The organism is Lacrimispora brassicae, from assembly GCF_054772055.1.
Genome location: NZ_BRYH01000057.1, coordinates 101,402 through 123,436, shown reverse-complemented (window position 1 = coordinate 123,436; position 22,035 = coordinate 101,402). Strand labels below are relative to the sequence as shown.

Genomic DNA, 22,035 nt, shown 5'->3' with positions numbered 1-22,035 from the left:
CCTTATCTTAAGAAGTTGATTGCATATCTGGTCATAAATTCGGCACCTTTTCGGAACGCCTTTTCATCCAAATCAAATTTGGGATGATGCTGAGGATAAACTTCCTCATCATGCTTTCCGCCGCCTAAGACACCGTAGATCCCAGGATAAGCCTGTAACAAATAACCATAATTATCACCGGCACAAATAGGATCAGTTTGATCTGTCATTCTTAAACCATCCATATCTTCCAAAAGTATTTTCGCCTTTTCAAGCATTGGTACATTGTTCATGACCGGTGGAACGCCGCCATTAACAGAGAGATCACATTTCACATTATGCGCGATGCCAACTCCTTCTGCCATACGTTTCATAAGCTCCAGAATCTTTTCTCCTCCGCCGTCTTTATACCAGCGAATACCACCGCTTAGCATCGCCTCAGAAGGGATAATATTACCTAGTGTCCCTGCCTGAATGATACCAGCATTTACCACAGAGTGATCCAGCACATCATAGAAATTGGAAGGTATCGAAGCAAACTTAAGTGCCAGTTCACAGACCGCTTTAATCGGATCACAGGTTAAATCCGGACGGGCACCATGTCCGCCTTTTCCAGTAATTTTTGCTGTGTAACCCAATGCACCAGCAAATACGGCACCAGGATAAAGCAGAATTTGACCTTCCGGAATCGCGCTCCAGATGTGCAGACCAATAATACCATCCACTCCCCCAATTTTTTTAAAATAATCTAATACTTCCTGGTAACCACCGCCAATTTCTTCTGCAACCTGAAAAACACATTTAACTGTACCGCAAAGTTCTTCCTTCACCTCATTGAGTGCATAAGCAGCACCAAGGAGCATAGCCGCATGAGTGTCGTGCCCGCAAGCATGCATCCTGCCAGAATGTTCAGATGCAAAAGAAAGTCCTGTTTCTTCAGTGACAGGCAACGCATCAATGTCCGCACGAAGCGCAAGTATTCTGCCTTTTTTTTCGCCCTTGATTGTTGCCACGATACCGTAATTAGGCAGCAACTTCTCATAAGGGATCCCCATCTCTTCTAACTTCTTACATATTCTTTCAGAGGTCTCTTTTTCTTCGAATGATACCTCCGGATGTCTGTGAAACCAACGACGATTTTCGATGATTTCATTTTCATGAGCATCAAATAATTTTTTGATATCCATAAATTCCTCCATTCCTTTTTCTGCGCCTTTTGTGAATCATGTAAATAGTTAATGTGCTTAACTATGATATCAATATACACCACGCCATCCAAAATGTCAACATTCCACTTATAAATACTAATATTTTATACAAAATGAACAATTTTAAACTTTTTTGCTCCTATTTTGACAGACTATAAAACACTTTTTTTGTACTATTTTAACAGACTCTAAAACACTATCTTTGATTGAAGGGCAAAAATATCATAGCGATACCATATTTGAAGATATGACAGAAAAAAGCGACATGCAGGTGATTGATGCTGCAAAGAAATGGTTGGAAAGGTATATTGGAGGGTGTTGATACATCCCGTACTGCACTCTAATGTCATTATTTGTGGGGAACGTCTAACTTACAGTGAGAAAAACGAAACAGAAGCAACAGCTCCATTTTTTATTCCTGAAAACAGAAATGCAGGTTCCGAAGAACCTGCCATTTGATATAATTAATTATGCAAATAATAAAACATACCACGAAAGATTATGAGGATTATAAAACAAGATCTGTTAAAGAATGCCAAAAATCCAGCAAAAATCAAGCTGGACTTTTAATAAAAAAGAACAGGAGCACCGCTTCTGACATGGAATCATGATGATTTCATGTCATTGTGCGTCACTCCCATACAAAACCGTCTGTTGACCGTCTTTTTCGTTATTTTTAGTGTTCGTTAATTGCTTCCTTATACACCCGGACATTAGTCAAGGGAATTTCCTGAAATAGACCGGCTTTCCTCCACATCCATTAAAAAGGCAGAATTTAACTGTTCTTGGATTGCAATATAGTTTTTCAATTGTTCTTCGCAAAATTCATCCAGCATACCGCATGCTCTCTGATAACATGCTTCTTCGAATTTTAAATGATTATGATATATGACTTTACCTTCCTCTGTCAGATAAAGTTTATATTCCCTGTTGTTTGATTGATTTCTCTGCTGATAAATCCATCCCTTGTTCTTCATCCGCCGCATTAGCTGCGAACAGGCACTTACTGATTTATAATATATCAAGGAAAGCTCTGTAATAGTGATACCGGGATTCCTTCCGATCATGTTGATAAATTGGGACTCGGCCTGATAGAGTATTGTACCATTATAGTCATGTAACATTGCATTATAATCGTTTACGTATTTACACCCTACATCAAACACTTCGATCAGTTTAATGAACAGAGCATAGCGGTCATCAGTCTGCATAGGCTAAAATATCCTCACATATATATTTTTCTCATCATTCATTTCTCTTTCTGCTTGCGTTTCCATGATATACCAGTCAGAATGTTTTGTCAAATCAAATTCCTTTTGTATATGCCGCAGAGATATATTAACTTTTGTATTTGTAGGCTGCCTTAATAAAACCTCCAAATACATCATGGCTAAAAGTAAAACCATGGTTTAGATAAAAATCAAGTGCATCCTCATTCCCATTTGAGATATAGACAAAAATTACATTTACATCTGTAAAACTCTCTAACCATTCCATTGTCATTTCAAATAGTTTTGACCCAATCCCCATACTCCTGTATTGGTCACGTAAGTACAAGTTGCTCAAGCATCCTATCTTTTGCGGCAGCTTGACCCAATCAGGATAGAATCCAATCATGTTTTCGTCAGCGGGAGCCCACGCAGGAAAAGCATCCTTAGCATCTGTATCAACCAGATCTATTGTTGAAAAAACATAGCCCACAGGGACACCGTTGTCTTTAACAACAATGACCTTGCTATCATGTGCACTTTCATAACTCTTTTTCATCCGCGTATCAAAGTTCATTGAATTAAAATTTTCAGGGCAAATAGCAGCTTTCGATTTTTGAAATGCCATTAATTCATTACATAGCTCTCTACACTGTTGTATATCATCATTGCAAATGACTTCAAATGTGATGTTTTGCATAGAATCCTCCTAAACCTAAATATGCTTAATTATTGTGTCTGGATATTTACATAAAATCATTTCCATTAGTATGGGCCGGTAACAATACTCCGGTGTATCCTCACTACTTTTCAAACTCCATTGCTGATATTTTCTTTGACTTAAAGTTGTCCCTAAGCTCTTTTGCCGGGCCAAAATGCCCCCTTTCATTTTTTTATCTCCCCGACAAGCAGTTGTATCTTATTTATGTTAATGTTATAATATCCATAGAAAATGTGCAAGTAGTCACTTTATTGTAAGATAACTTACCAAAAAGAAAGTATTAGGTATCGGGGGGATTTCCATGACTAAAAAGTGTCCCATTGAATTTACTCTTTCACTGATAAACGGAAAGTGGAAAATTCTAATTTTAAAAGAATTATCACAAGAGCCATTACGTTATGGTGTAATTGGAAATAGATTACCTAAAGTAAGCTCAAAGGTTCTTATTCAGAATTTGAGGGAGATGGAAGATGACGGTCTTATTGTCAGAGAAGTTTTTCCGGAAGTGCCTCCGCGGGTTGAATATTCCTTAAGCGAGAAAGGCAAAAGTATATTTTCAATTTTTATCGAATTGCGCAGGTGGGGGTTAGAACAAAATGATGATGAAAGAATAAAGTGTTCCATGTGTAAAAAATGTATTCCATACATAGAATTTTCTGCCCTGAACCCTCGGTCATAACGGAAAGTTCAAGGCAGAAATATTGTAATTTATGCTCCCCTGGCAGCTATATTTTATTTCTTTGCCCATAATAAACGGCAATCCCTTTAAATATCAATTTCCCGACAACCGAACCTCCGTCTAAAATGCCAATGCTGCGTTCTGCCGAATATGCGGCACGTCCATGAACTGCCCGCATCTGCCTTGTGGCCTCCGCCCCCTCTTCTGCCGCCTTTGCCGCTTCCATCACTGCTGTTTCCGGATCAGGGGCATACTTTACCAGAGCCCGGGCTCCAGGATACAGAGAATCAAGAATGGTTTTCTCCCCTATCTTTGACTCCGCCTTTACCATGATGTTTTCCACTGCCGCAAGCATCGCCCCTGCTGCATCTTCAAAGCTCACTTCTTCTCTTCCTTTTAACGCCTTTGCCATGCCCATAAAACCAAAAGAAGTGATCGTTCCCAGGGAGGATGGGGCAGAGGCATTGAACACCTTGCCGCATGCCATGAAAAGCTTTCCAAGATCCTTTTCCTCCGCAGTTTTTAAAAACTCTACCACTGCCCGGTAGCCGTCATCCATGGAAATCCCTAAATCTCCATCCCCGTTTACCTGATCCAGCTCCACCAGATAATCACGGTTTGCAGACATTTCCTTGCTGATTGCTTCAATGATTCCCTTTACTGATTCCCGGTTCATGCCAAATTCCTCCCTTATTTATTTGAATTGGTATAGAATGGAGATTCTGCCGGAGCCTGCAGTAATTCCTTTAGTTCCTGATCCAGCTTAAAAATCGTTACAGAAAGGCCCGCCATTTCCATGGAAGTGGCATATTCCCCAATATGGGGCATTACAATGCTGACACCTGTATTGGATAGGATCTGATGCACTTTTCTGTATACAATCAACTGTTCTTCCAAAGGAGTTGCTCCAAGACCATTGACCATTACGGATACTTCATCTCCGCCTTTTAAAGGCATATCCTTAAGGATGGTGTTCACCAGGGTTTCCCCTATCTCGTCAGCGGTCATCATTTTCCTTACCTCAATTCCTGCTTCTCCATGAATCCCCATTCCAATCTCAATCTCGTCTTCTGCAATGACAAAGGTCGGTTTTCCTGCCTTGGGAACAATGCAGGGAGATAGGGCAACGCCCATGGAACGGATATTGCCCAGGGCTTTGGTTGTCACAGCTTCCACTTCTTCCAGGCTCATCATTTGATCAGCGGCCGCTCCCGCTATTTTAAAGGCATATACCATGCCAGCAACACCACGGCGCTTCTCGGCATTCTCTGTGGGAGAGCTGGCAACGTCATCCTTTACCAGCACCGCTTTTGTCCGGATATCGTCAAACTCCAATTCTTCGCACGCCATGGTGAAATTAAAGCGGTCGCCGTTATAGTTTCCGTATAAACACAGCACTCCGCTTCCCCTGTCACAGGCACGGATCATATCAGCCATCTTAGCTGCCGCCGGGGAGGCGAAGACTTCCCCTACCGCACACCCGTCCAGCAGCCCTTTCCCCACATATCCCAGAAATACCGGAAGGTGGCCGCTCCCCCCGGCCGTTACCACGCCGACCTTTCCTTCCTTAGCCGGGTAATTGGATACCAGAACCTGAAAATCATTATGTAACAGCTTTACCTTATCACCGAAGGCACAGATAATACCTTCCATGGTATCCTGGACGAATGTATCCGCACTGTTGATAATCTTTTTCATACAATCCCTCTCTTTCTATGGTTCAGACAGAAATTTATCTGATTTTCCTTTACTCCTTTTGCCATATCCATGCCAAGAATATGACAGAGAATTCCCTCCTTATATTTCATTGGAAAACAAAATCTCTTTTGGATATTCCCACTTCTGCAGTTCCTCCGGAGCAAAGCCGTCCGGCTCTTTTCCCCCGGCAGCGGTCAATGCAAGATAATATAATTCTGCCAGTTCTTCAATATAAGCTGCCTTTAAAAATGCCTCATATATATCACGTTCATCCACCGCAACGGCTCCATGTTTTTCCAGCAAAAAGCAGTCTGCTTCCAGACAGCTTTCAATGACACTGTCTGCCAGTCCGGTGGTTCCCGGACGTCCATAAGGGGCGACAGGGACACGGGCTTTTGATAAGCCTAAATTAGCCACCTCATACACAACTGCCGGAAGAGGCTTATTTAATAAGGCAAATGCAGTGGCATAGGCAGAGTGTGTATGGGCGATTGCCGCTGCTTTTTTTCTCTGGCGGTAAATCATCAGATGCATCAGGGATTCGCTGGTCGGCCTTAGGCCGGACAGATTTTCAATTACCCTGGCATCTAAATCCATGACCACCATATCCCTTGGAGTCAGCAACTCCCTGTCTACGCTGGTTGGAGTAATGACCACATAACCGGTTTGTGGATCCCGTGCGCTGAAATTTCCGGATTTATGCTTGCATAAACCATCTCTCTGGGCACGTTTTGCAATTTCACACACATTTTTTTTTAATGTTTCAAGCATTCTGTTCTCCTCTTTTCTATTTCGTTTTTGCCGCTCCTGCTACAGCAATTCCAAAATGTCATCTGCTGTTTTGGCTTCTTTCATTGCCGCCAGTTTCTTTTCATCCTCCAAAATATTGATCAACTGGTTTAACGCTGTCAAATGACTCTCATAATCCAGGGTTGCCAGCACAAAAATCACCTTTACCTCCATATAATCATTTACCATTATTGCCTGGGGAAGCAAAAGCATGGAAAATCCCACATCATATACCCCTGCATCAATTCCTGCATGGGCAATCATGACATGCTCTGCAATCAGCATGATCTGTCGGTGTTTGATAATATTAGAGATAATCGTTTCAACATATTGGTACTTAATAATGTTTTTATACAGCAAGGGCACTGCCGCAAATTCTATTGCTTCCTTCCAGCCCATGCGTTCCTTAATGATCCTGATATTGGATCTTATCAGCAATTCCTTTAGTTCCGGTTTCTTTTTCTCTATGTTTCCTCCTGCTTTCCGGTCAGACTGTACCATGTACGAGTCAATTTCCATTCTTAGCTTTTGAAACACGCTTTCATTTGTATGCTTTTTAATGATTTGAAGTATGGTCTCCACCTGGGGAAAAATCTCTCCTGAATTTTTCAGGCTATCGTACACATTTTTTCGAAGTTTTTTTCTTCTTTCCTTGTCCAGCAAAGGTTCGATCACAAACTGTCTTTTTGGTGTCCTTAGGGGCACCGTCGTAAATACCAGGTCAAAGTCTTCCTCGTACTGACAGAATTGTCGGGCCGACATATAGCTTAAAAAGTCGATTTCCGGAAAGGTATGCTTTAATGAGGTCAGGAGAAAGTGGGATACGGTAATGCCGTTCTGGCATACCACCACCGCCCTGGGGCGTCTGTCTGTTTTTTCTTCCTCGTCTTCCCTGCCGGTCTGGGCAATAAAAATCAGGGTGATATAAACCAGTTCACTTTCCGGAAATGACATTCCTATTATTTTTTCCAGAGGTGCCACAGATTTTTTTACCATGTCATGCACTTCCTGGTAAGCAGGAAGTACATATTCAGAAATATCTGGGCCTATATGAAAATTATATCTGATGCGGTATAGGGCAGGCAGGCTGTGGTTCATGAGCAAATGAAAGGTATTCTCTTTGTTTTCAAAGCAAATACAGGCGATCCGCTCAAAATTGCTGATAGTTTCCTCCACTGCCTGATATACTTCTTCCTGCCCTGCAACAGCCTCCAAATGGGTGTTAATCTTCATGCTCTGGATATGGGCAGTAAAATACATTGTTTCATAAATCCTGTCTACGCCCTCGGCAGCCAGACAGGACTTTATCACCATATATTCCTTTGTTCCTGCCACATGACGGAAGGTTTCCGGAACCGTGTCCAAAACCAGATTGTCCCGGATCCGCCCTAAAACCAGGGTAAAAAAGCATCTGTTCACTTCAATCATTTCGTCTGTAAAACGGGTTTTCAATTCCTCCTCAATGGTTTCCGTCATATTCCCCATGTGTTCCATCTGCTTTTGGGTGATCTTTCCAATTCGAAAAACCATTGCCTGCTGCCCCTGTCCTGACAGAATATTACGCAGAACAAGGAACAGCCGCTGCCTTAAATCGTATTCCCGGCCTTCCAGCCGGTAGCCCTTTTCCCTGCTGTAAGTCAACCGAATGTTGGAATCAGGCATTTCTTCCTTTAAACGCTTTAAATCTGAGAGCACCGTATTTTTACTGGCCTTTAACTCAGCAATGAAATGCTGCAGAGACAATTCCTGCCGCTTTGTAAGCAGCATCAACTCTATGATATTCCCCCGCTCTTCCTTAGACAGCCAGACGTCCTGATTCTCCTGCTCCAGCCGTGTGAAATCCAACTGCTCTACAACCTCAGTTGGTATAAGAATCCTTCCGTTGTTTACCCGTTCCAGAATCGGCAGCTCCTGTTCCTCCAGATATTCATTAATTCTAGCAATCCCATACTCCAGTTGTTTTCTGGATAAATGCAATTTTGCCTCCAGAGCCTTTCCCGTAACAGATGCACTATGATTAACAATTTCCTTCAAAATCAAGCAATTCCGTTGGCCGATCTTCATGTTTTGCCTCCTAATGAATCAAGCGGATTTCTCTTTCAGCCTTACGCTCTTTTCTTTGCCAGATCTTCCTTCTTTTCCTGAATCAGACTTCTTGAATAGAATACAAAACACACGACCCACAGTATCAGAATAATCAAAGGAAGGAAATCTCCCTGCAGCACCTTTACTGCATGGGAAAATGCATAAGTAAATATAGGACCGTCAATGCTTGAATTTGAAATCATCTGCCCAGGTGCAAGTTCCACAGCCTTTGTGGTATTTGCCAGCTCTGTCATAAAAGGAGCAAAGGCAGTTCCCACCCATAAAAATACCGGTGTAAAAATGGTGCACTGAATCAGCATCCGCAGGATATTTCCCCTGCTCACCAGGTACGCAGGTACTGCAATGGCAATATTAATGATGCCGGCAAAGGGCAGTATCTTATTGCCTGGAAGCACAAAGGACATAATAAGGGTCACAGGTACCGTCCAGATAACAGCCAGCCATATTTCATTGGCTCCGCCCAGAAACGGCCAGTCTAAACCTACAAACATCTCTCTGTCTGCAAATTTGCTCTGCATAAATTCCGAGACCGCGTTGGAGATTGGTTCCAAAGCCTGCATGAAATATTTGGAAATCACCGGGAACAAGGTAAGGGCAGTGGCGCATTGTATTCCAAGGGTCAATATCCCGGCCAGGTTATACCTTGCCAAAACTCCGAAAATGATTCCTAAAAGAAATCCTAAAATGTGGTTTTCCGCGAAAATACCAAGCTTATCTTTTAAATCCTCCGCATTGAATGATTTATTCAGTACAGGTACCTTCCGAAGGATACAGTCCACAATATACATAGGCGCTGCAAGAAAAACCATCTTATGGGTACAGGTAACTCCCGGAATACCGGAAAGCTTTCCGATGCGGTGCTGGTGGAAATCAGCGGATTTCAGTTCAAAAACCACCTGGACTGCCGCAACGATAAATGCCGCGATCACATTACCGGTTATGTAGTATACTGCAACTGCCGTAAAGATCTTCCCCCATACATTCCATAAATCCGCATTAAAGGTGTCTGTCTTGTTCATGGCCAGCATAATAATATTGATCACGATTACAAGGGGAAACATCAAAAATGCATAGGGCCATGACCAGGAAATCGTGGACATTGTGGTCCAGCCCCCATCAGTAATGGGAAGATCAATGCCGGAAAATTCTAACATGGCAGTTGCCGCCGGCGTGATCACTCCGGTCATATAGTTGATCAGCATGCTCATTCCCGAGAAAGCCACACCAAGGGTAATGCCTGATGAAACAGCATCTTTTACTTTCATCTTAACAATTAATCCGGCGATGATAATGATAACCGGTACAAATACAGCCGCCCCAAGCCCCAGAAAGAAATTAACAGTATTCGCTAACATCTGCATTCTCATTTACCTCCTTATTTTTTCAGATTCTCAATTTAAAGATTCTTCTTTTTGTAGTCTTCAATTGCTTTCAGCAGTTTATCAAATTCCTGGTCTTTCCCCATGCCTGTGAGAAATGCGATCCCATTGATCACAGGGATCGGATATTCCTTGGCATTTTTTACAATGGTGATATAGGCAGCGCTGCCAGCCATATAACGGTCAACGGACTTTAGATCCACTGCCTCCACCAAAGCATCCACCTTCTTTTCCTTTAACATGCGGTTTACCTTGCTTGCCACTGTCTGTGAAGTAGCAACACCGCTTCCGCAAGCTACAATAACTCTGATTCCCATAGTCAAAACCTCCTCCGATTTTATACAAAGCCTTACGATTCCATTCCCTTGATGCCGCAGACCAGTTCAAAGTATTCATCCGCTGTTCCGGCATTGTTCAGACGCTCCATCAATTCCTCATCCTGAAAATTCTCAACCAAAATCTGAAGCAGATCTATGTGCTCCTCTGATTTTAAAAACCCCAGCATAAAAACAAACCTGACTGGATGGATTTCATCATTGTTAGCCATCTCCCTCCATTCAACAGCTTCCTTCAGCCGGATAGGGGCAATAAAGGGCCGGAGGATATGGCTGATATCCGTATGGGGAATGGCCACCGGATAAGGCTTAATGGGAAGTGCTGTGGGATAGCTTTCCTCCCTGGCCTTTAGTGACTCCAGATAAGTATTTTTTACAAATCCCTTTTTAAACAGAATGTCTGCCATTCGTTCAAAGACTTCGGTCTGATCAGCCGCTTCCCAGTCCAACTGAACCAGTTCCCGAAATAACATATCCTTTTTCAAATGTAACCTCCTTCTATGCTTATCTTTTACCGGTAAGTTTCAAAGCAATTTGTTATGTGCAAATTATACCATTGGACCATTACCTTATCCACAACCATTGTGTACAATTATCAATTTCCCCATTGCGCAAAATTGGACTCATGTAATTCTGAATAAAGGGAACCTATTTTGGCCGGACGGCTTTACCCTATAAGCTGACATCACAGACCAACCCATTGCTTTACTTGATAATCACAATTTTCTCTGGGAAGGAATGGATAAATATGTAAAAGGGAGTGTCACACAATGACATGAAATCATTTTGACTTCATGTCATTGTGCGACACTCCCTTTCTTAGACATCTTGCTTGGCAGTGCCCATAAACATTTTGTTGTTGTGACCGCTAAATAAAGCCTACCACCATTTAATTAAATCCGTCACTTTATTTCGTAATTCTACAAAGTCCTTAGAAGCAATATCCCTTGGCCTTGGCAGATCATTTTTAATCTCTGTTTTTATCCTGGTAGGCTTATTTGTAAGTACAAGAATCCTTTCCCCCAAATAAACTGCCTCTTCTATATTGTGGGTAATGAAAATAACAGTTGTTCCATTCCGTTTCCACAAACTTAACAGCTCATCCTCCAGCTTAAACCGCAGTTGAATATCCAACTGTCCATATGGTTCGTCCATTAACAGCAGCTCTGGCTCTGTAGCAAATGCTCTGGCAATTACCACCCTCTGGAGCATACTTGCAGAAAGCTGATCCGGATAGTACTTACGGTATTTGGTCAGTCCTACCACATTTAAATACTCCTCCACCTTCTGATCCGTCCGTTCTTTGGAAGTGTGCTTAATATCCAGACCAAAACGGATATTTTCCTCTACTGTCAGCCATGGCATTGTAGAATATTCCTGAAAAATATATGCAATGCTGTGTTTTTTTAAGTCCACAGCCTCATTGTTAATTAATATCTCCCCTTTTGTAGGCTGATAAAGCTTGGTAAGGCTGTTTAAAAATGTAGTCTTGCCACAGCCTGTAGGCCCTACGATACAAAGGAATTCTCCTTTTTTCACTTCAAAGGATATGTCATCCAGAACAAGAAGCTGATCGAACTGTTTTGTCAGATTCATTACCTTTACTTTTGTTTCTCTTTTATCTTCCATAAACTCCTCCTTTACAGCGATTTGTCCATATTTTCAGTTATTTCCTGCCGTAAACGTAGAAATTCAGAGTCTACATAGCTTCTTGGATGGGGCAGATCAATCTTATATTCCTTCTTAATGACAGAAGGACAGTTGGTCATCAGAATAATCCGGTCTGCCAGAAATAAAGCTTCCTCAATGTTATTGGTAACAAAGACTACCGTTCTCTTTTCTTTCTGCCAGATTCTCTGAAGCTCTTCCTCCATCATATATCTGGTCTGGGCATCCAGATGGCCAAAGGGTTCATCCATCAGCATAATATCAGGATTATTGCTGTAAGCTCTGGCAATTCCAACTCTCTGTCTCATTCCCCCTGATAACTGGGAAGGATAACTTTTTTCAAACCCTTTTAAACCTACCAGTTCAATATAATGATCTGCAATCCTTTTTGTTTCTTCTTTCTTAAATCCACGTACCTTCGGTCCAAATTCCACATTTCCCATGACTGTAAGCCATGGGAATAATGCTGTTTTCTGATACACAACTCCTCGTTTTGGAGCAGGAGCAGTCACCTTTTTCCCATGATCCGTCACATCTCCGGAAGTGGCCGGTTCTAAACCTGCCAAAATGTTAAGCAACGTGGTTTTTCCGCACTGCCCTGGTCCAAACAACACCAAAAATTCATTTTCCTTAACAGAAAAATCAATGTCCTTTAATACCAGATTCTTGCCTGTGCCATCAAAGCTGTCAAACTCCTTGGATACGTGACTGCACTGAAGTACCCCTGTTAAAGTCCCTGCTGCTGATTCCATATGCATAACCTCCCTTCCAGCTTTGCCATAGCTGTAGCCAGGATATATCCAACAAGACCGATTGCCAGCATTCCAACCATAATCTGAACGGTATTTCCATTGCTCATTCCCATAACAATTAACCAGCCGACTCCTTCATCGGACCGTACCATTTCTGCACCTACCACAGCAGACCAGCCTGCTGTAATGGCAATCTGAAGACCTGCGAAAATATACGGAATTGAGGAAGGAAGAACGACACGAAAGAATACCTGACGCTCTGATGCGCCTAACATTCTGGCAGCCCCCAGTAAAACAGGATCTACATTTTTCGTGCCATCGTATGTATTCACTGTAATAAAACAAAAGCACCCCAGAAAAATAATAAAGAACTTACTCCTGTCTCCAAGTCCAAACCACAAAATCGACATAGGAATCCAGGCCAGAGGGGGAATTGGGCGAATAAATTCAAATATGGGTTTCACAATTGCTTCTACCGTCTTAGAATACCCCATAGAAACTCCCAGAGTAATTCCGGTCAAAGTTGCAAAAAAGAAAGCTACACCCACTCGGTACAGACTGACACCAATGTGTACCATCATCCTGTGTCTGCCAATGGGAACCGTAAAGCTTTCAAAGAATTTAAAGATTATCTCTGAGGCAGGAGGGAGAAACATTTTGGCATTTGTAAACCTGGCTACCAGTTCCCACAAAAGCAGAAGGGATCCAAATGCAATCACAGTCATGAAAGCTGCAATGTTTTTTCTGAATAATCTGGCTGTCATGGCTATTTTCCTCCCTTTACGAACTTATTCTGGAATTTTTCCAGTATATAGGATAATAAAAAACCAATCACTCCTATTGTGATCATTCCTACTAAAATTACATCCGGCCGTCCCAGCATTCGTGCCACCTGAATCATATAGCCCAGACCTCTCGTTGCTGCTAAAAGCTCCGCTGCTACCAGAGCAACCCAGGAAGATCCCAGTGCAAGTCTTAATCCTGTAAAAATCATTGGAAGCGCAGTAGGAATAGCCACTTTAAATAACATCTGTCTATTGGAAGCGCCAAAAGTACTTGCGACCCATAAGTGAACCTGGCTGGTTCTTTTGATCCCTGCATAAGCGTTAATGGTAGCACTGATAAAAGCTGCAAAAAATATAATTCCAACTTTTGACCAGTAACCAATTCCAAGCCACAGAATCATCAAAGGAATCCAGGCAAGGGCGGGAATTGGACGTATTACATCAAACAATGGCTTGGCAAACAGCTCAAACTTCCTGCTCCATGCCATGGCAATCCCCAGAGGAACACCAATGACTACTCCAACTGTATAACCTCCCAGAGCAATTTTCATGCTGGCCCCTATATGCTGGAGAAGGGTCGCTCCATCCGGATTGACCCCTCCTGTCAGTTTATATAGAAATGTATCCAGTACCTTTGCCGGGCTGGGAAGCATCATGGGAGAGATCAGATGCAAAATATCGGTTACCAGCTCCCAGATAAAGAGCACAGTAAGAACAGAGCATACTGACATCAGCCAGTATTTATATTTTGCTTTCTCCTTCTTCATTTCCATTCCTCCTAATTGTTTTTAACAAATTCCGGATCAATGTTACTGTCAAACTTATCTATGAGTTCAGGCTCCAACTGACCAAGGCTTATATAGAATTCTCCAAGCTCTCTGGCAAAGTTGCCCAGTTCACGATTGTTCCAGTCTTCGGCTGTAATAAACTGAACTCTGCCTAAATCACTGACACAGCTCTCTCTTGTGGTCTCTGCACCTGCTTCTTTTAAAAATTCCACCATCAGATCTGCAGCCATATCAGGTTCTTCATTCAGTGCCTTACAAGCTTCCATAATACAGTCCAAGTATTTCTGAACCAGTTCCAGCTTTCCTTCTACTGCTTTTCTGTTAGCAACCACCATATCTACATATCTGGTTCCAAGATCAGCCAGATTGCCTACCTGTACCATGCCATCATCCACTGCTTCAAAAAATGTAGGAACATTAAGAGCCACAGCATCACACTGATCTGCCTGTAATGCCTGATAAGCCTGGGCTGTATCCATATTTACAATATTTACATCTGTAATTCCAAGCCCCAGCTTCTCCAGCCATTTTAATGTGGTGAAATGCTGTGCCGTTCCTATTGGCAGGAGAATTGTGGCTCCCTTTACAGTCTCAGGACTGCCAAGTACATTGGGATAAGAAGGATTGTAGCCCTTCGCATCTGCAATAGCAGAATCAGGCTTTACAAATACTCCCAGACCATCTGTAGACTCCAGAACCTCTCCTACAATCATCATGTCATAATTGGCAACACCTGTCACTGCCGCAGCCCCCATTGCCCCTACATCCCATAAATCTGCTGCCAATGCTTCATTCATAGGTGCACCTGTTGCAAACATAACTGTTTCCATTTTAAAACCAGCTTTTTCATCCAGCTTGTTCTTCTTAATATACTCTGTAGGCAGACTGGTGATAAACGGCATCATGGCAACTCTTAACACAGGCAAATCTGCTGCTGCCTCTGTACTTGACTTCCCTCCGCTTCCCCCTGATTGAACAGAAGCATTTCCACTTCCCTTTCCACAAGCTGTCAGTGCCATGGTCAGTGCCATAATTGCTGCTGCAATCTTCATTACTTTTTTGCTTTTTCTCATATTGCATCCTCCTCATATAATAAGTTAGGGAAATACGAATTCATCCGACTTGCCGCAACCAATTCTTTCATCCTTCGCATTTCCCTCTTGTATTATGATTATATAACAGCCATAGTCCTTCTGTTTTTTCATTATTTTATTTTTCTTTTGCTTTTTTGATGGGTCTGGTTAAAATAAAATTATTGTCTTTTGCTTTTTTGACATTTGTTTTTATATTATTACAAAATCCTGCTGTTGCAGGGCTTCCACCTGCGGCGGCTGCCTTTTTATTGATTTTGGCGGAATTTCCTATTACATAAAAAGAGGACCGCTCAGTCAACTGCCGGCGGTCATATAACATCATTCCTCTCTTTCTAGAATCCGTATCGTTCCAGCATCTCCAAAGGACACTGGTTTTCCTTCATGCGTTTTTCCATTAAATGGATCATTCTTTTTTCTGCTGCTTCATCCTCAATGGGCGATTCCTGATTGGGATCATTCTCTAAATCAAACAACATAGCAGGGTATGTATTTTGCTCTGTTTCTCTGTCACAGGGAATCTGCATAAGAGGAAGCTCCTTTGTAAACGAAAACCCATTTGACAAAGTCATCTGCTTCAGCTCTTCATTTTTTATAAAAGCCCTGCGTCCTCCATGGCGTGTAGGCATCAGGGTATACTGATAAATCCTCGTCTCGTAATTTACAGGACTTCTCATATAAACATAGCGTCCGTCTGTACAGTTTATCTGGCCTCCGTAGACTCCGAAAAGAGCAGCTTCCCGTATGGCTTTATCTTCCTGAAGTACAGACTGAAGGGGAATTCCCTCCATATCCTTTGGACGTTCCATCCCAAACTGTTTCAATATGGTTGCAGGCAGATCAATGGTTTGTACCAGACTTTTTACCCGTTTCCCCTTTATTCCGGTGACTGGATCCCATATGAATAAAGGAATTCTGGCCACTTCATTATAAAACGGACAGTGGCATTTGGCCCATTGTCCATGTTCAGACAACAGGAACCCATGATCTGTATTAACAATGACCATTGTATCCTTCCACATATGGTACTCATCCATCAGATCCAGGATCTCACCCAGCTTTTCATCACACATAGACAGCAAAGCTCCATATTCTGACCTTAAATGAAGAATCTCCTCCGGTGTATCACGTTCATTAAGTTTTCTGTAATCCGGCCAGTCATAAACAGCTCCGTTATAAGTGTGTGGAAACAGTTTTTTAAACTTATCCTGAGTAAAAAACGGCTCATGGGGATCAAAGGTTTCTATCTGCAAAAACCACTGGTCTGAATTGTGGTTGGTACTGATAAATTCTTTTCCGGCTTCAAACGTTTTACTCTGAGGCTGCTTTTCTTCTGTATCCAAATAGGATCTGTTGATAAAATCCTGGGGAACCCAGTTGTGCTCCCAGTTATCAGCAATGCCATCACACCGGTTTTTATATTCCTTTGGAGATCTGCTCTCTCTCACAACGCCTTTCCATGCATCTCCCTCCTGTCCCCGGAATCCTTCCCATGTTCGGTATCTGGTATGATAGGTTGCCCCGCCATCTTCAAAATAATGGTAATGATCCGTGGCAATATGGGTATGAATGCCATTGTGATTTAACAGCTCAGGCATGGAATCATCAAAAGGCTCTAATGGTCCCCAGCTCCGATGAAGAAAATTATATCTTCCAGTGTGCAGTTCCCGTCGCGCAGGCATACAGGGAAGACTGCCGGCGTAACAGTTTTCAAAGGTTGCCGAATGCTCTGCCAGCCTGTTAAAATTAGGAGTTTTTGCAAATCTTCCTCCATAGGGTTCCAGCATATTTCTATTTAATGAGTCAAACATAACCATCAATACTCTCATGATTTTTTTTACTCCCCTCTTCTGTATTCATAGGGATTTACCCCATAACGTTTTTTAAAGGTTGTAGAAAAATAACTTACATTAGGATATCCCACTGATTCCCCGATTTTCTGAACACGTTCTGTTGTATGGGACAGCAGATAAGCGGCCTTCTTAAGCCTTATCTCAGAGATAAAGGCACTATAAGTACAGCCCACCTCTTCCTTAAAGATTCTGGATAAATATTCAGAATTTAAGTGGACTTTCTGGGAAACCATTTCCAGGCTGATGGGTTCGCTGTAATGCTTTCTCACATAATCAACGGCTGCAGCCACTCCTTTGGACAATCTTCTTTCATCTACATCCTGATACGCCAGCACATTTCTGATAAACTCCAGAACTCTGTACCTGGCTTGTGCATAGTCTGTGGTTTCATGGACCCGGCATTTTTCTTCTAAAAGCATATGATGCATCAACTGTGCATCCTCTTCTGCAAACCGCATATATGCCAATTCCATTGCATCGCAGCAGAAGGCAGTAAATCCGCTGATAGGAACCCCAGTATCTTTCCTGGCTTCTTCCATGGTTTCTTCCGTTTTTCCATAAAATTCGTTGCTTTGCACATCATACAATTCCCGCTTTTTCTTTCGAAAAACAGACTCCCACTTTGATTCCTTTTCCCTAAATACACTTCCGTTGACCGCTGCCTGCCAAACTTTTATTTTCCCTTCATAATATCCCTGCCCAAGACCATAAACTGCCTGAACAATGGCATCGGATACACTGCTTAAATGTTCTGTTATGGCACTGACTCCTGCCATACATCCGTTATTTAAAACAATTGCAGAAGCGTACTCATACAAAATCTGATTCTTCTTAAGCTCTGTTAAATCCCTGGCCAGATTACCTATCATCACATAGGTGTATCTGTCATACTCAAAGCTGGCCACATGGCGGACATAGGAGTTCTGGGGCAGGACAAAATCTTTCATTAAATCCTGTTTCCAGACCGCTATGGAAAACAGTCCTCCATCCCTCCATCTGATGTTGCACTCTCTCAGTTGTCTGATGTCCTCCTCTTTTAATGGGCCGTCTTTCCTTAAAATATCACTGATTATGGAGTGCTGCTGCCCTGTACTCTCCGTTTCTCCGCGAACTTCTTCTGAACCCTTTCTTGTTATCTGCAGTTCCAGCCTGGACAGCATTTCCTGAAAGGACTGTTGATTCATCTCTGTTTTCAGCAAATAATCGTCACCACCTTGGCGAATTGCTTCCCGCACCAGATCAAAATCTGCAAAAGCAGTCAGCAATATGACAATCGTTCTGGGATCCAGCTTTTTAATCTCCCTTAAAAGCTCTAAACCTCCCATGAGAGGCATTTTTATATCTGTAAATACGATATCAGCCCCTTTTTCTTTAAAAACAGACAGAGCCTGCTCTCCGTTATGGGCACAGCCAGACAGTTCACAGCCCGGATAGCTCTGAATACAAAACTGCAGCCATTCACAAATCATTCTTTCATCATCTACAATCAGTATTTTCATGGGAAATCCTCTTCGTTGAAATGCTCTCTCCTTATAACAGGAAGCTTTAAAGTAACTGTTGTCCCGATTCCTCTTTCGCTTTCCACAAGAAGCCCATAAGAATCTCCAAAATTGATTCTGATTCGATTTAACACATTTAAAATGCCAATGGAACGCCCGGTCTGGTACTCTCTGTTCTCCAACTGATCTCTCAACTGCATAAGTTCCTCTTCACTCTGCCCAACTCCATCGTCGGAAATGGTGATCAGAAGGCAGTCACTGTATATTGCAGACTCGACTACAATCAGCCCCGGCTCCTCCTTTGCATTAAGTCCGTGAAATATAGCATTTTCTACAATTGGCTGAATAATAAGAGAAGGCACAAGACATCCCTTTGTTTTTTCCTCTATTTCACATTCAAAATGCACTTTATCTCCATAGCGGATCTGCTGAAGAACCAGATATTTTTCTGTATTCTCAAACTCTTCTTCCAATAAAATGAAATCCGTATCTACTGACAAAGTCCTCTTTAGCAGGTCTATAAAAGCCGACATCATTAAAACCGCCTGTTTGTTATTCCCCAGTTCAATCATGCACTGAATGGAAAACAGGGTATTATAAAGAAAATGGGGATTGATCTGGGCTCTGAGAAAATCCAACTCTGATTTCCGCTTTTTTATTTCTTTTTGCTTTACACTTTCCATCAGGTTTTTAATCTCTCTTGCCATTTCATTAAAACTGTCTTTCAATTGATTGACTTCTTCATAGCCTTTAATGTCACTGATCACATCAAAATCACCCTGCCGCACCTGGTCCATCAGACGGCACAGCTTCTGGATAGGCTTTGATATTCTGCCAGATAAGTAATAAGCAGCCCCGGCTCCCGCAAAAATACAGCAGCTTAAAAGCAGGAGCAGAATGGCGATAGCCTGATGAAGAGGCTTTAAAATCACAGAACAAGGCATCTCTTCTACAATTGTCCAGCCTGTCTCAGGATCATAGTAATTGGACAGCAGATAATCCTGTCCCAGCTTTCTGATCATACTGTACTGATTTTCACCAAAAAACTGCCTGAAGTTTTTAACTCCAATAAAATTTTTGCCAAGCAAAGCCTTGTCTCTGCTGGATACAATATTTCCCTTTTTATCAAAAATATAAAAATTGCTGTTTTCTTCTACAGAACTATATAAACCCTCCAGATATTTTTCATCTATATTTACCAGAATCGTACCAAGTATATTGCCTTCCAGATCCACAACCTGACGAAATGCACCGAATACATAAGGATTTTCTCTGCCTGTGTTATCAAACTTTTCCTGAAAACTGCTGATAAACACCATATCATCCTCAGAATCATAGCTTTGCCTGTACCATAGCTGGCTCTCTAAACCCTGAAAGTCATAATCACCATTTCCTCTTGAAGAGTACTGAAAACCATTATTGCCCAGAATGATCACATCATAGTTCAGACCTATATCATGAAAAACCTGGTCATAGGTCTTTTTTAGCTCATTGAGATAATTGATGGTCTCCTGTCTCTTTTCCAATGACTGATTCTTTTCTTCCCACAGGAAGCTTCTCATATGCTCATCATAACGGTAAAGATTAGATATGGTAATTGTATTACTTTTTATGGTATTGGATCGTTCTGAGATTTGTTTTAATACATCAAGTCTGCTCTGCCCGATCTGATCCACCATAAGGCTTTTGATTCCTAAAAATAAAAATGCAACAAAAAGAAGGGAAATCAGGGCAAAGGTAAGCCCATATCCCAGGCGCAGTTGCGCCTTAAGGGTTCTAAATCCTTTTTTCATTTTATTCCAATCCTTTTTCATCTTTAAAATGGGTTTTCTGCATTTTTTCTTTCATGTAATCATCACAGCTATGAGACGTTTTTCCCTTATTCCAGACTCCTGCCAGATTGATCTGCCCGGAACCATATACCGCTTCTTTCGCACCATCAATCTCCGGATTCACATATTTTAAAAACCACTGCTCCAATTCATAATTCAGTTTATTTCTTATTTCGATTGCTTCCCCGCCTTCAGATAAAAGAAGATTATGCCTCTCTCCCGGATCTTTCTCTAAATCATAGAGTTCATTCGGTCCGTAAGGGTAACGTTTAATAAACTTATATCTGGTTCCCCGTATCATTCGGTTCGGCCCATATTCATCCAATACAACAATGGATTCTGCCTGAATAAACGGCTGTCCCATTATTGCCGGAAGAAAGCTTCTGCCTGGAAGATGATCTGTAATTCTGTCCTCTGCTTTGACATATTCCAGTAATGTAGGCATAAAGTCATACGCGGAAACCAGGGAAGAATTTATTTTTCCCTGAGGAATGGTGCCCGGCTGGCTGGCAATAAAAGGAACTTTAACTGAGGATTCATACATGTTAATAGGAAAGGTACCATTCCCTTTTCCCCAGAAACCGTGATGGCCGCAGCTAAATCCATTATCACTGGAAAACAGTACCAGAGTCTCTTCCCTGATTCCCAAACGATCAAGCTCGTCAAGAATACGGCCAATATTCTGATCCATTGCGGTGACTGCCCCATAATATCCTATCTGATTAGCTTTTAAATCCTTTAATACCTCATCTGTTAAGTAAATGCTATCAGAGTGTTTTGTTTCCATGGGGCATGACAAAAAGGAACAGTCCTCGTAAATTTCTGTGTATTCTTTTGGATGGTTGTTAATCCAGGGGGAATGAGGTGCTGTATAGCCGACATGCAGATAAAAGGGCTGCTTGCCTGCATGGGCGTTCATAAAAGATATGGCATCATCGGTTATTACATCAGTGACATAACCGGATTCATAGATTAGTTGTCCTCCTTTATAAAAAGGAGCATTATAATAGGGGCCTCCGCCAGATTTGTGCGCAAACCAGTGTGTAAAACTCTTTTGGGGAACAGAACTTCTTCCAACATGCCACTTCCCGGACAGACCACATACATAGCCTTCCTGTGCCAATACATCCGTATAAGCGGTCTGACCTGCCAGATATTCGATATCCTCCTGTTCTTTATTATCATCCCGAAGCCAGTCATGCACCCCGTGCTGTGATGGAATTCGTCCGGTTAAAAGAGATGCTCTGGCCGGGGAACAAACAGGGGAAGCACAGAAGAAGTTGTCAAAGCGAATTCCCTCTGCTGCCAGCCTGTCCAGGTTGGGCGTAATAATCTCCTGATTCCCGGCACAGCCCATAGCCCAGGCGCCCTGATCATCCGATAGTATAAAAATAATATTAGGTCTTTTTTTACTCATTTTTGTTCTCCTTACTATTAGGTTATAATAGCTGCGGCAAGTCGAACATTTATCTTAAGTATATAGAATATGCATTCAATTGTAAAGATACATTTTAAGTCAAAGCATTTCCTGATTAATCGCCGGTTTGTGAAGGAATACAGAATTTAGGATGGCAACGGGAAACAAACAGAATAATGAAAGGATGAGGATTTATAAAAGCAATGGCAGGAGCCGAAATAACCGGACTCCCACCATTGCTTTTATAT

The 22,035-nt window shown here is 42.0% G+C and carries 20 protein-coding genes; 1 reads left to right on the top strand and 19 read right to left on the bottom strand.

The window, feature by feature from the left end; genetic code table 11:
- Nucleotides 1–2 precede the first annotated feature (2 nt).
- From ACYVD3_RS25660 to ACYVD3_RS25650, 3 genes are all read right to left on the bottom strand, one after another.
- The gene (locus tag ACYVD3_RS25660) at nt 3–1,166 is read right to left on the bottom strand and encodes a M20 metallopeptidase family protein (protein WP_460645338.1); all 1,164 of its coding nucleotides are present in this window, start codon (nt 1,164–1,166) and stop codon (nt 3–5) included.
- 734 nt (nt 1,167–1,900) lie between these two features.
- Complete coding sequence (locus ACYVD3_RS25655) at nt 1,901–2,398, bottom strand: MarR family winged helix-turn-helix transcriptional regulator (protein ID WP_460645337.1); 498 nt, start codon at nt 2,396–2,398, stop codon at nt 1,901–1,903.
- 127 nt (nt 2,399–2,525) lie between these two features.
- Entirely contained in the window at nt 2,526–3,095 is a 570-nt protein-coding gene (locus tag ACYVD3_RS25650; RefSeq protein WP_460645336.1) for a GNAT family N-acetyltransferase, read from the bottom strand.
- Between the two features lie 322 nt (nt 3,096–3,417).
- On the opposite strand from ACYVD3_RS25650, the gene ACYVD3_RS25645 reads away from it, so the two are divergent.
- Nucleotides 3,418–3,795, top strand: coding sequence for a winged helix-turn-helix transcriptional regulator (locus ACYVD3_RS25645; RefSeq protein ID WP_460645335.1), 378 nt, complete (start codon nt 3,418–3,420; stop codon nt 3,793–3,795).
- A gap of 46 nt (nt 3,796–3,841) precedes the next feature.
- Here the strand turns inward: ACYVD3_RS25645 and ACYVD3_RS25640 are convergent, their stop codons facing one another.
- The 16 genes from ACYVD3_RS25640 to ACYVD3_RS25565 all read right to left on the bottom strand — a co-directional run bounded on the left by ACYVD3_RS25640 (nt 3,842) and on the right by ACYVD3_RS25565 (nt 21,787).
- Nucleotides 3,842–4,471, bottom strand: coding sequence for a dihydroxyacetone kinase subunit L (locus ACYVD3_RS25640; RefSeq protein ID WP_460645334.1), 630 nt, complete (start codon nt 4,469–4,471; stop codon nt 3,842–3,844).
- A 14-nt stretch (nt 4,472–4,485) separates the two neighbouring features.
- The gene (locus ACYVD3_RS25635; RefSeq protein WP_460645333.1) at nt 4,486–5,493 is read right to left on the bottom strand and encodes a dihydroxyacetone kinase subunit DhaK; all 1,008 of its coding nucleotides are present in this window, start codon (nt 5,491–5,493) and stop codon (nt 4,486–4,488) included.
- A 99-nt stretch (nt 5,494–5,592) separates the two neighbouring features.
- A complete protein-coding gene (locus ACYVD3_RS25630; protein ID WP_460645332.1) occupies nt 5,593–6,264 on the bottom strand; it encodes a class II aldolase/adducin family protein in 672 nt (223 codons plus the stop codon).
- Nucleotides 6,265–6,303: 39 nt separating this feature from the next.
- A complete protein-coding gene (locus ACYVD3_RS25625; RefSeq protein ID WP_460645331.1) occupies nt 6,304–8,346 on the bottom strand; it encodes a BglG family transcription antiterminator in 2,043 nt (680 codons plus the stop codon).
- Nucleotides 8,347–8,387: 41 nt separating this feature from the next.
- Nucleotides 8,388–9,749: a PTS galactitol transporter subunit IIC gene (locus ACYVD3_RS25620; protein ID WP_460645330.1), complete on the bottom strand. Its 1,362-nt coding sequence runs from the start codon at nt 9,747–9,749 to the stop codon at nt 8,388–8,390.
- Between the two features lie 35 nt (nt 9,750–9,784).
- Complete coding sequence (locus ACYVD3_RS25615) at nt 9,785–10,084, bottom strand: PTS sugar transporter subunit IIB (protein ID WP_460645329.1); 300 nt, start codon at nt 10,082–10,084, stop codon at nt 9,785–9,787.
- A gap of 32 nt (nt 10,085–10,116) precedes the next feature.
- Nucleotides 10,117–10,587 carry a PTS sugar transporter subunit IIA gene (locus tag ACYVD3_RS25610; RefSeq protein WP_460645328.1) on the bottom strand — a complete coding sequence of 157 codons (471 nt, stop codon included), beginning with the start codon at nt 10,585–10,587 and terminating at the stop codon, nt 10,117–10,119.
- Between the two features lie 394 nt (nt 10,588–10,981).
- Nucleotides 10,982–11,731 carry an ABC transporter ATP-binding protein gene (locus ACYVD3_RS25605; protein WP_460645327.1) on the bottom strand — a complete coding sequence of 250 codons (750 nt, stop codon included), beginning with the start codon at nt 11,729–11,731 and terminating at the stop codon, nt 10,982–10,984.
- Nucleotides 11,732–11,742: 11 nt separating this feature from the next.
- Nucleotides 11,743–12,522, bottom strand: a complete 780-nt coding sequence (locus tag ACYVD3_RS25600) for an ABC transporter ATP-binding protein (protein WP_460645326.1) — start codon at nt 12,520–12,522, stop codon at nt 11,743–11,745.
- Nucleotides 12,498–13,286, bottom strand: a complete 789-nt coding sequence (locus tag ACYVD3_RS25595; protein ID WP_460645325.1) for an ABC transporter permease — start codon at nt 13,284–13,286, stop codon at nt 12,498–12,500. Before ACYVD3_RS25595 ends, ACYVD3_RS25600 begins: the two co-directional genes overlap by 25 nt.
- A gap of 2 nt (nt 13,287–13,288) precedes the next feature.
- On the bottom strand, nt 13,289–14,074 hold the full coding sequence (locus ACYVD3_RS25590; RefSeq protein WP_460645324.1) for an ABC transporter permease: 786 nt from the start codon (nt 14,072–14,074) through the stop codon (nt 13,289–13,291).
- Nucleotides 14,075–14,085: 11 nt separating this feature from the next.
- The gene (locus tag ACYVD3_RS25585) at nt 14,086–15,168 is read right to left on the bottom strand and encodes an ABC transporter substrate-binding protein (protein WP_460645323.1); all 1,083 of its coding nucleotides are present in this window, start codon (nt 15,166–15,168) and stop codon (nt 14,086–14,088) included.
- A gap of 353 nt (nt 15,169–15,521) precedes the next feature.
- Nucleotides 15,522–17,015: a sulfatase gene (locus ACYVD3_RS25580; protein WP_460645322.1), complete on the bottom strand. Its 1,494-nt coding sequence runs from the start codon at nt 17,013–17,015 to the stop codon at nt 15,522–15,524.
- A gap of 8 nt (nt 17,016–17,023) precedes the next feature.
- Nucleotides 17,024–18,538 carry a response regulator gene (locus ACYVD3_RS25575; protein ID WP_460645321.1) on the bottom strand — a complete coding sequence of 505 codons (1,515 nt, stop codon included), beginning with the start codon at nt 18,536–18,538 and terminating at the stop codon, nt 17,024–17,026.
- The gene (locus ACYVD3_RS25570) at nt 18,535–20,331 is read right to left on the bottom strand and encodes a sensor histidine kinase (RefSeq protein WP_460645320.1); all 1,797 of its coding nucleotides are present in this window, start codon (nt 20,329–20,331) and stop codon (nt 18,535–18,537) included. The genes ACYVD3_RS25575 and ACYVD3_RS25570 overlap by 4 nt, the downstream gene beginning before the upstream one ends.
- 1 nt (nt 20,332) lies before the next feature.
- The gene (locus tag ACYVD3_RS25565; RefSeq protein WP_460645319.1) at nt 20,333–21,787 is read right to left on the bottom strand and encodes a sulfatase-like hydrolase/transferase; all 1,455 of its coding nucleotides are present in this window, start codon (nt 21,785–21,787) and stop codon (nt 20,333–20,335) included.
- Between the last annotated feature and the right edge of the window lie 248 nt (nt 21,788–22,035).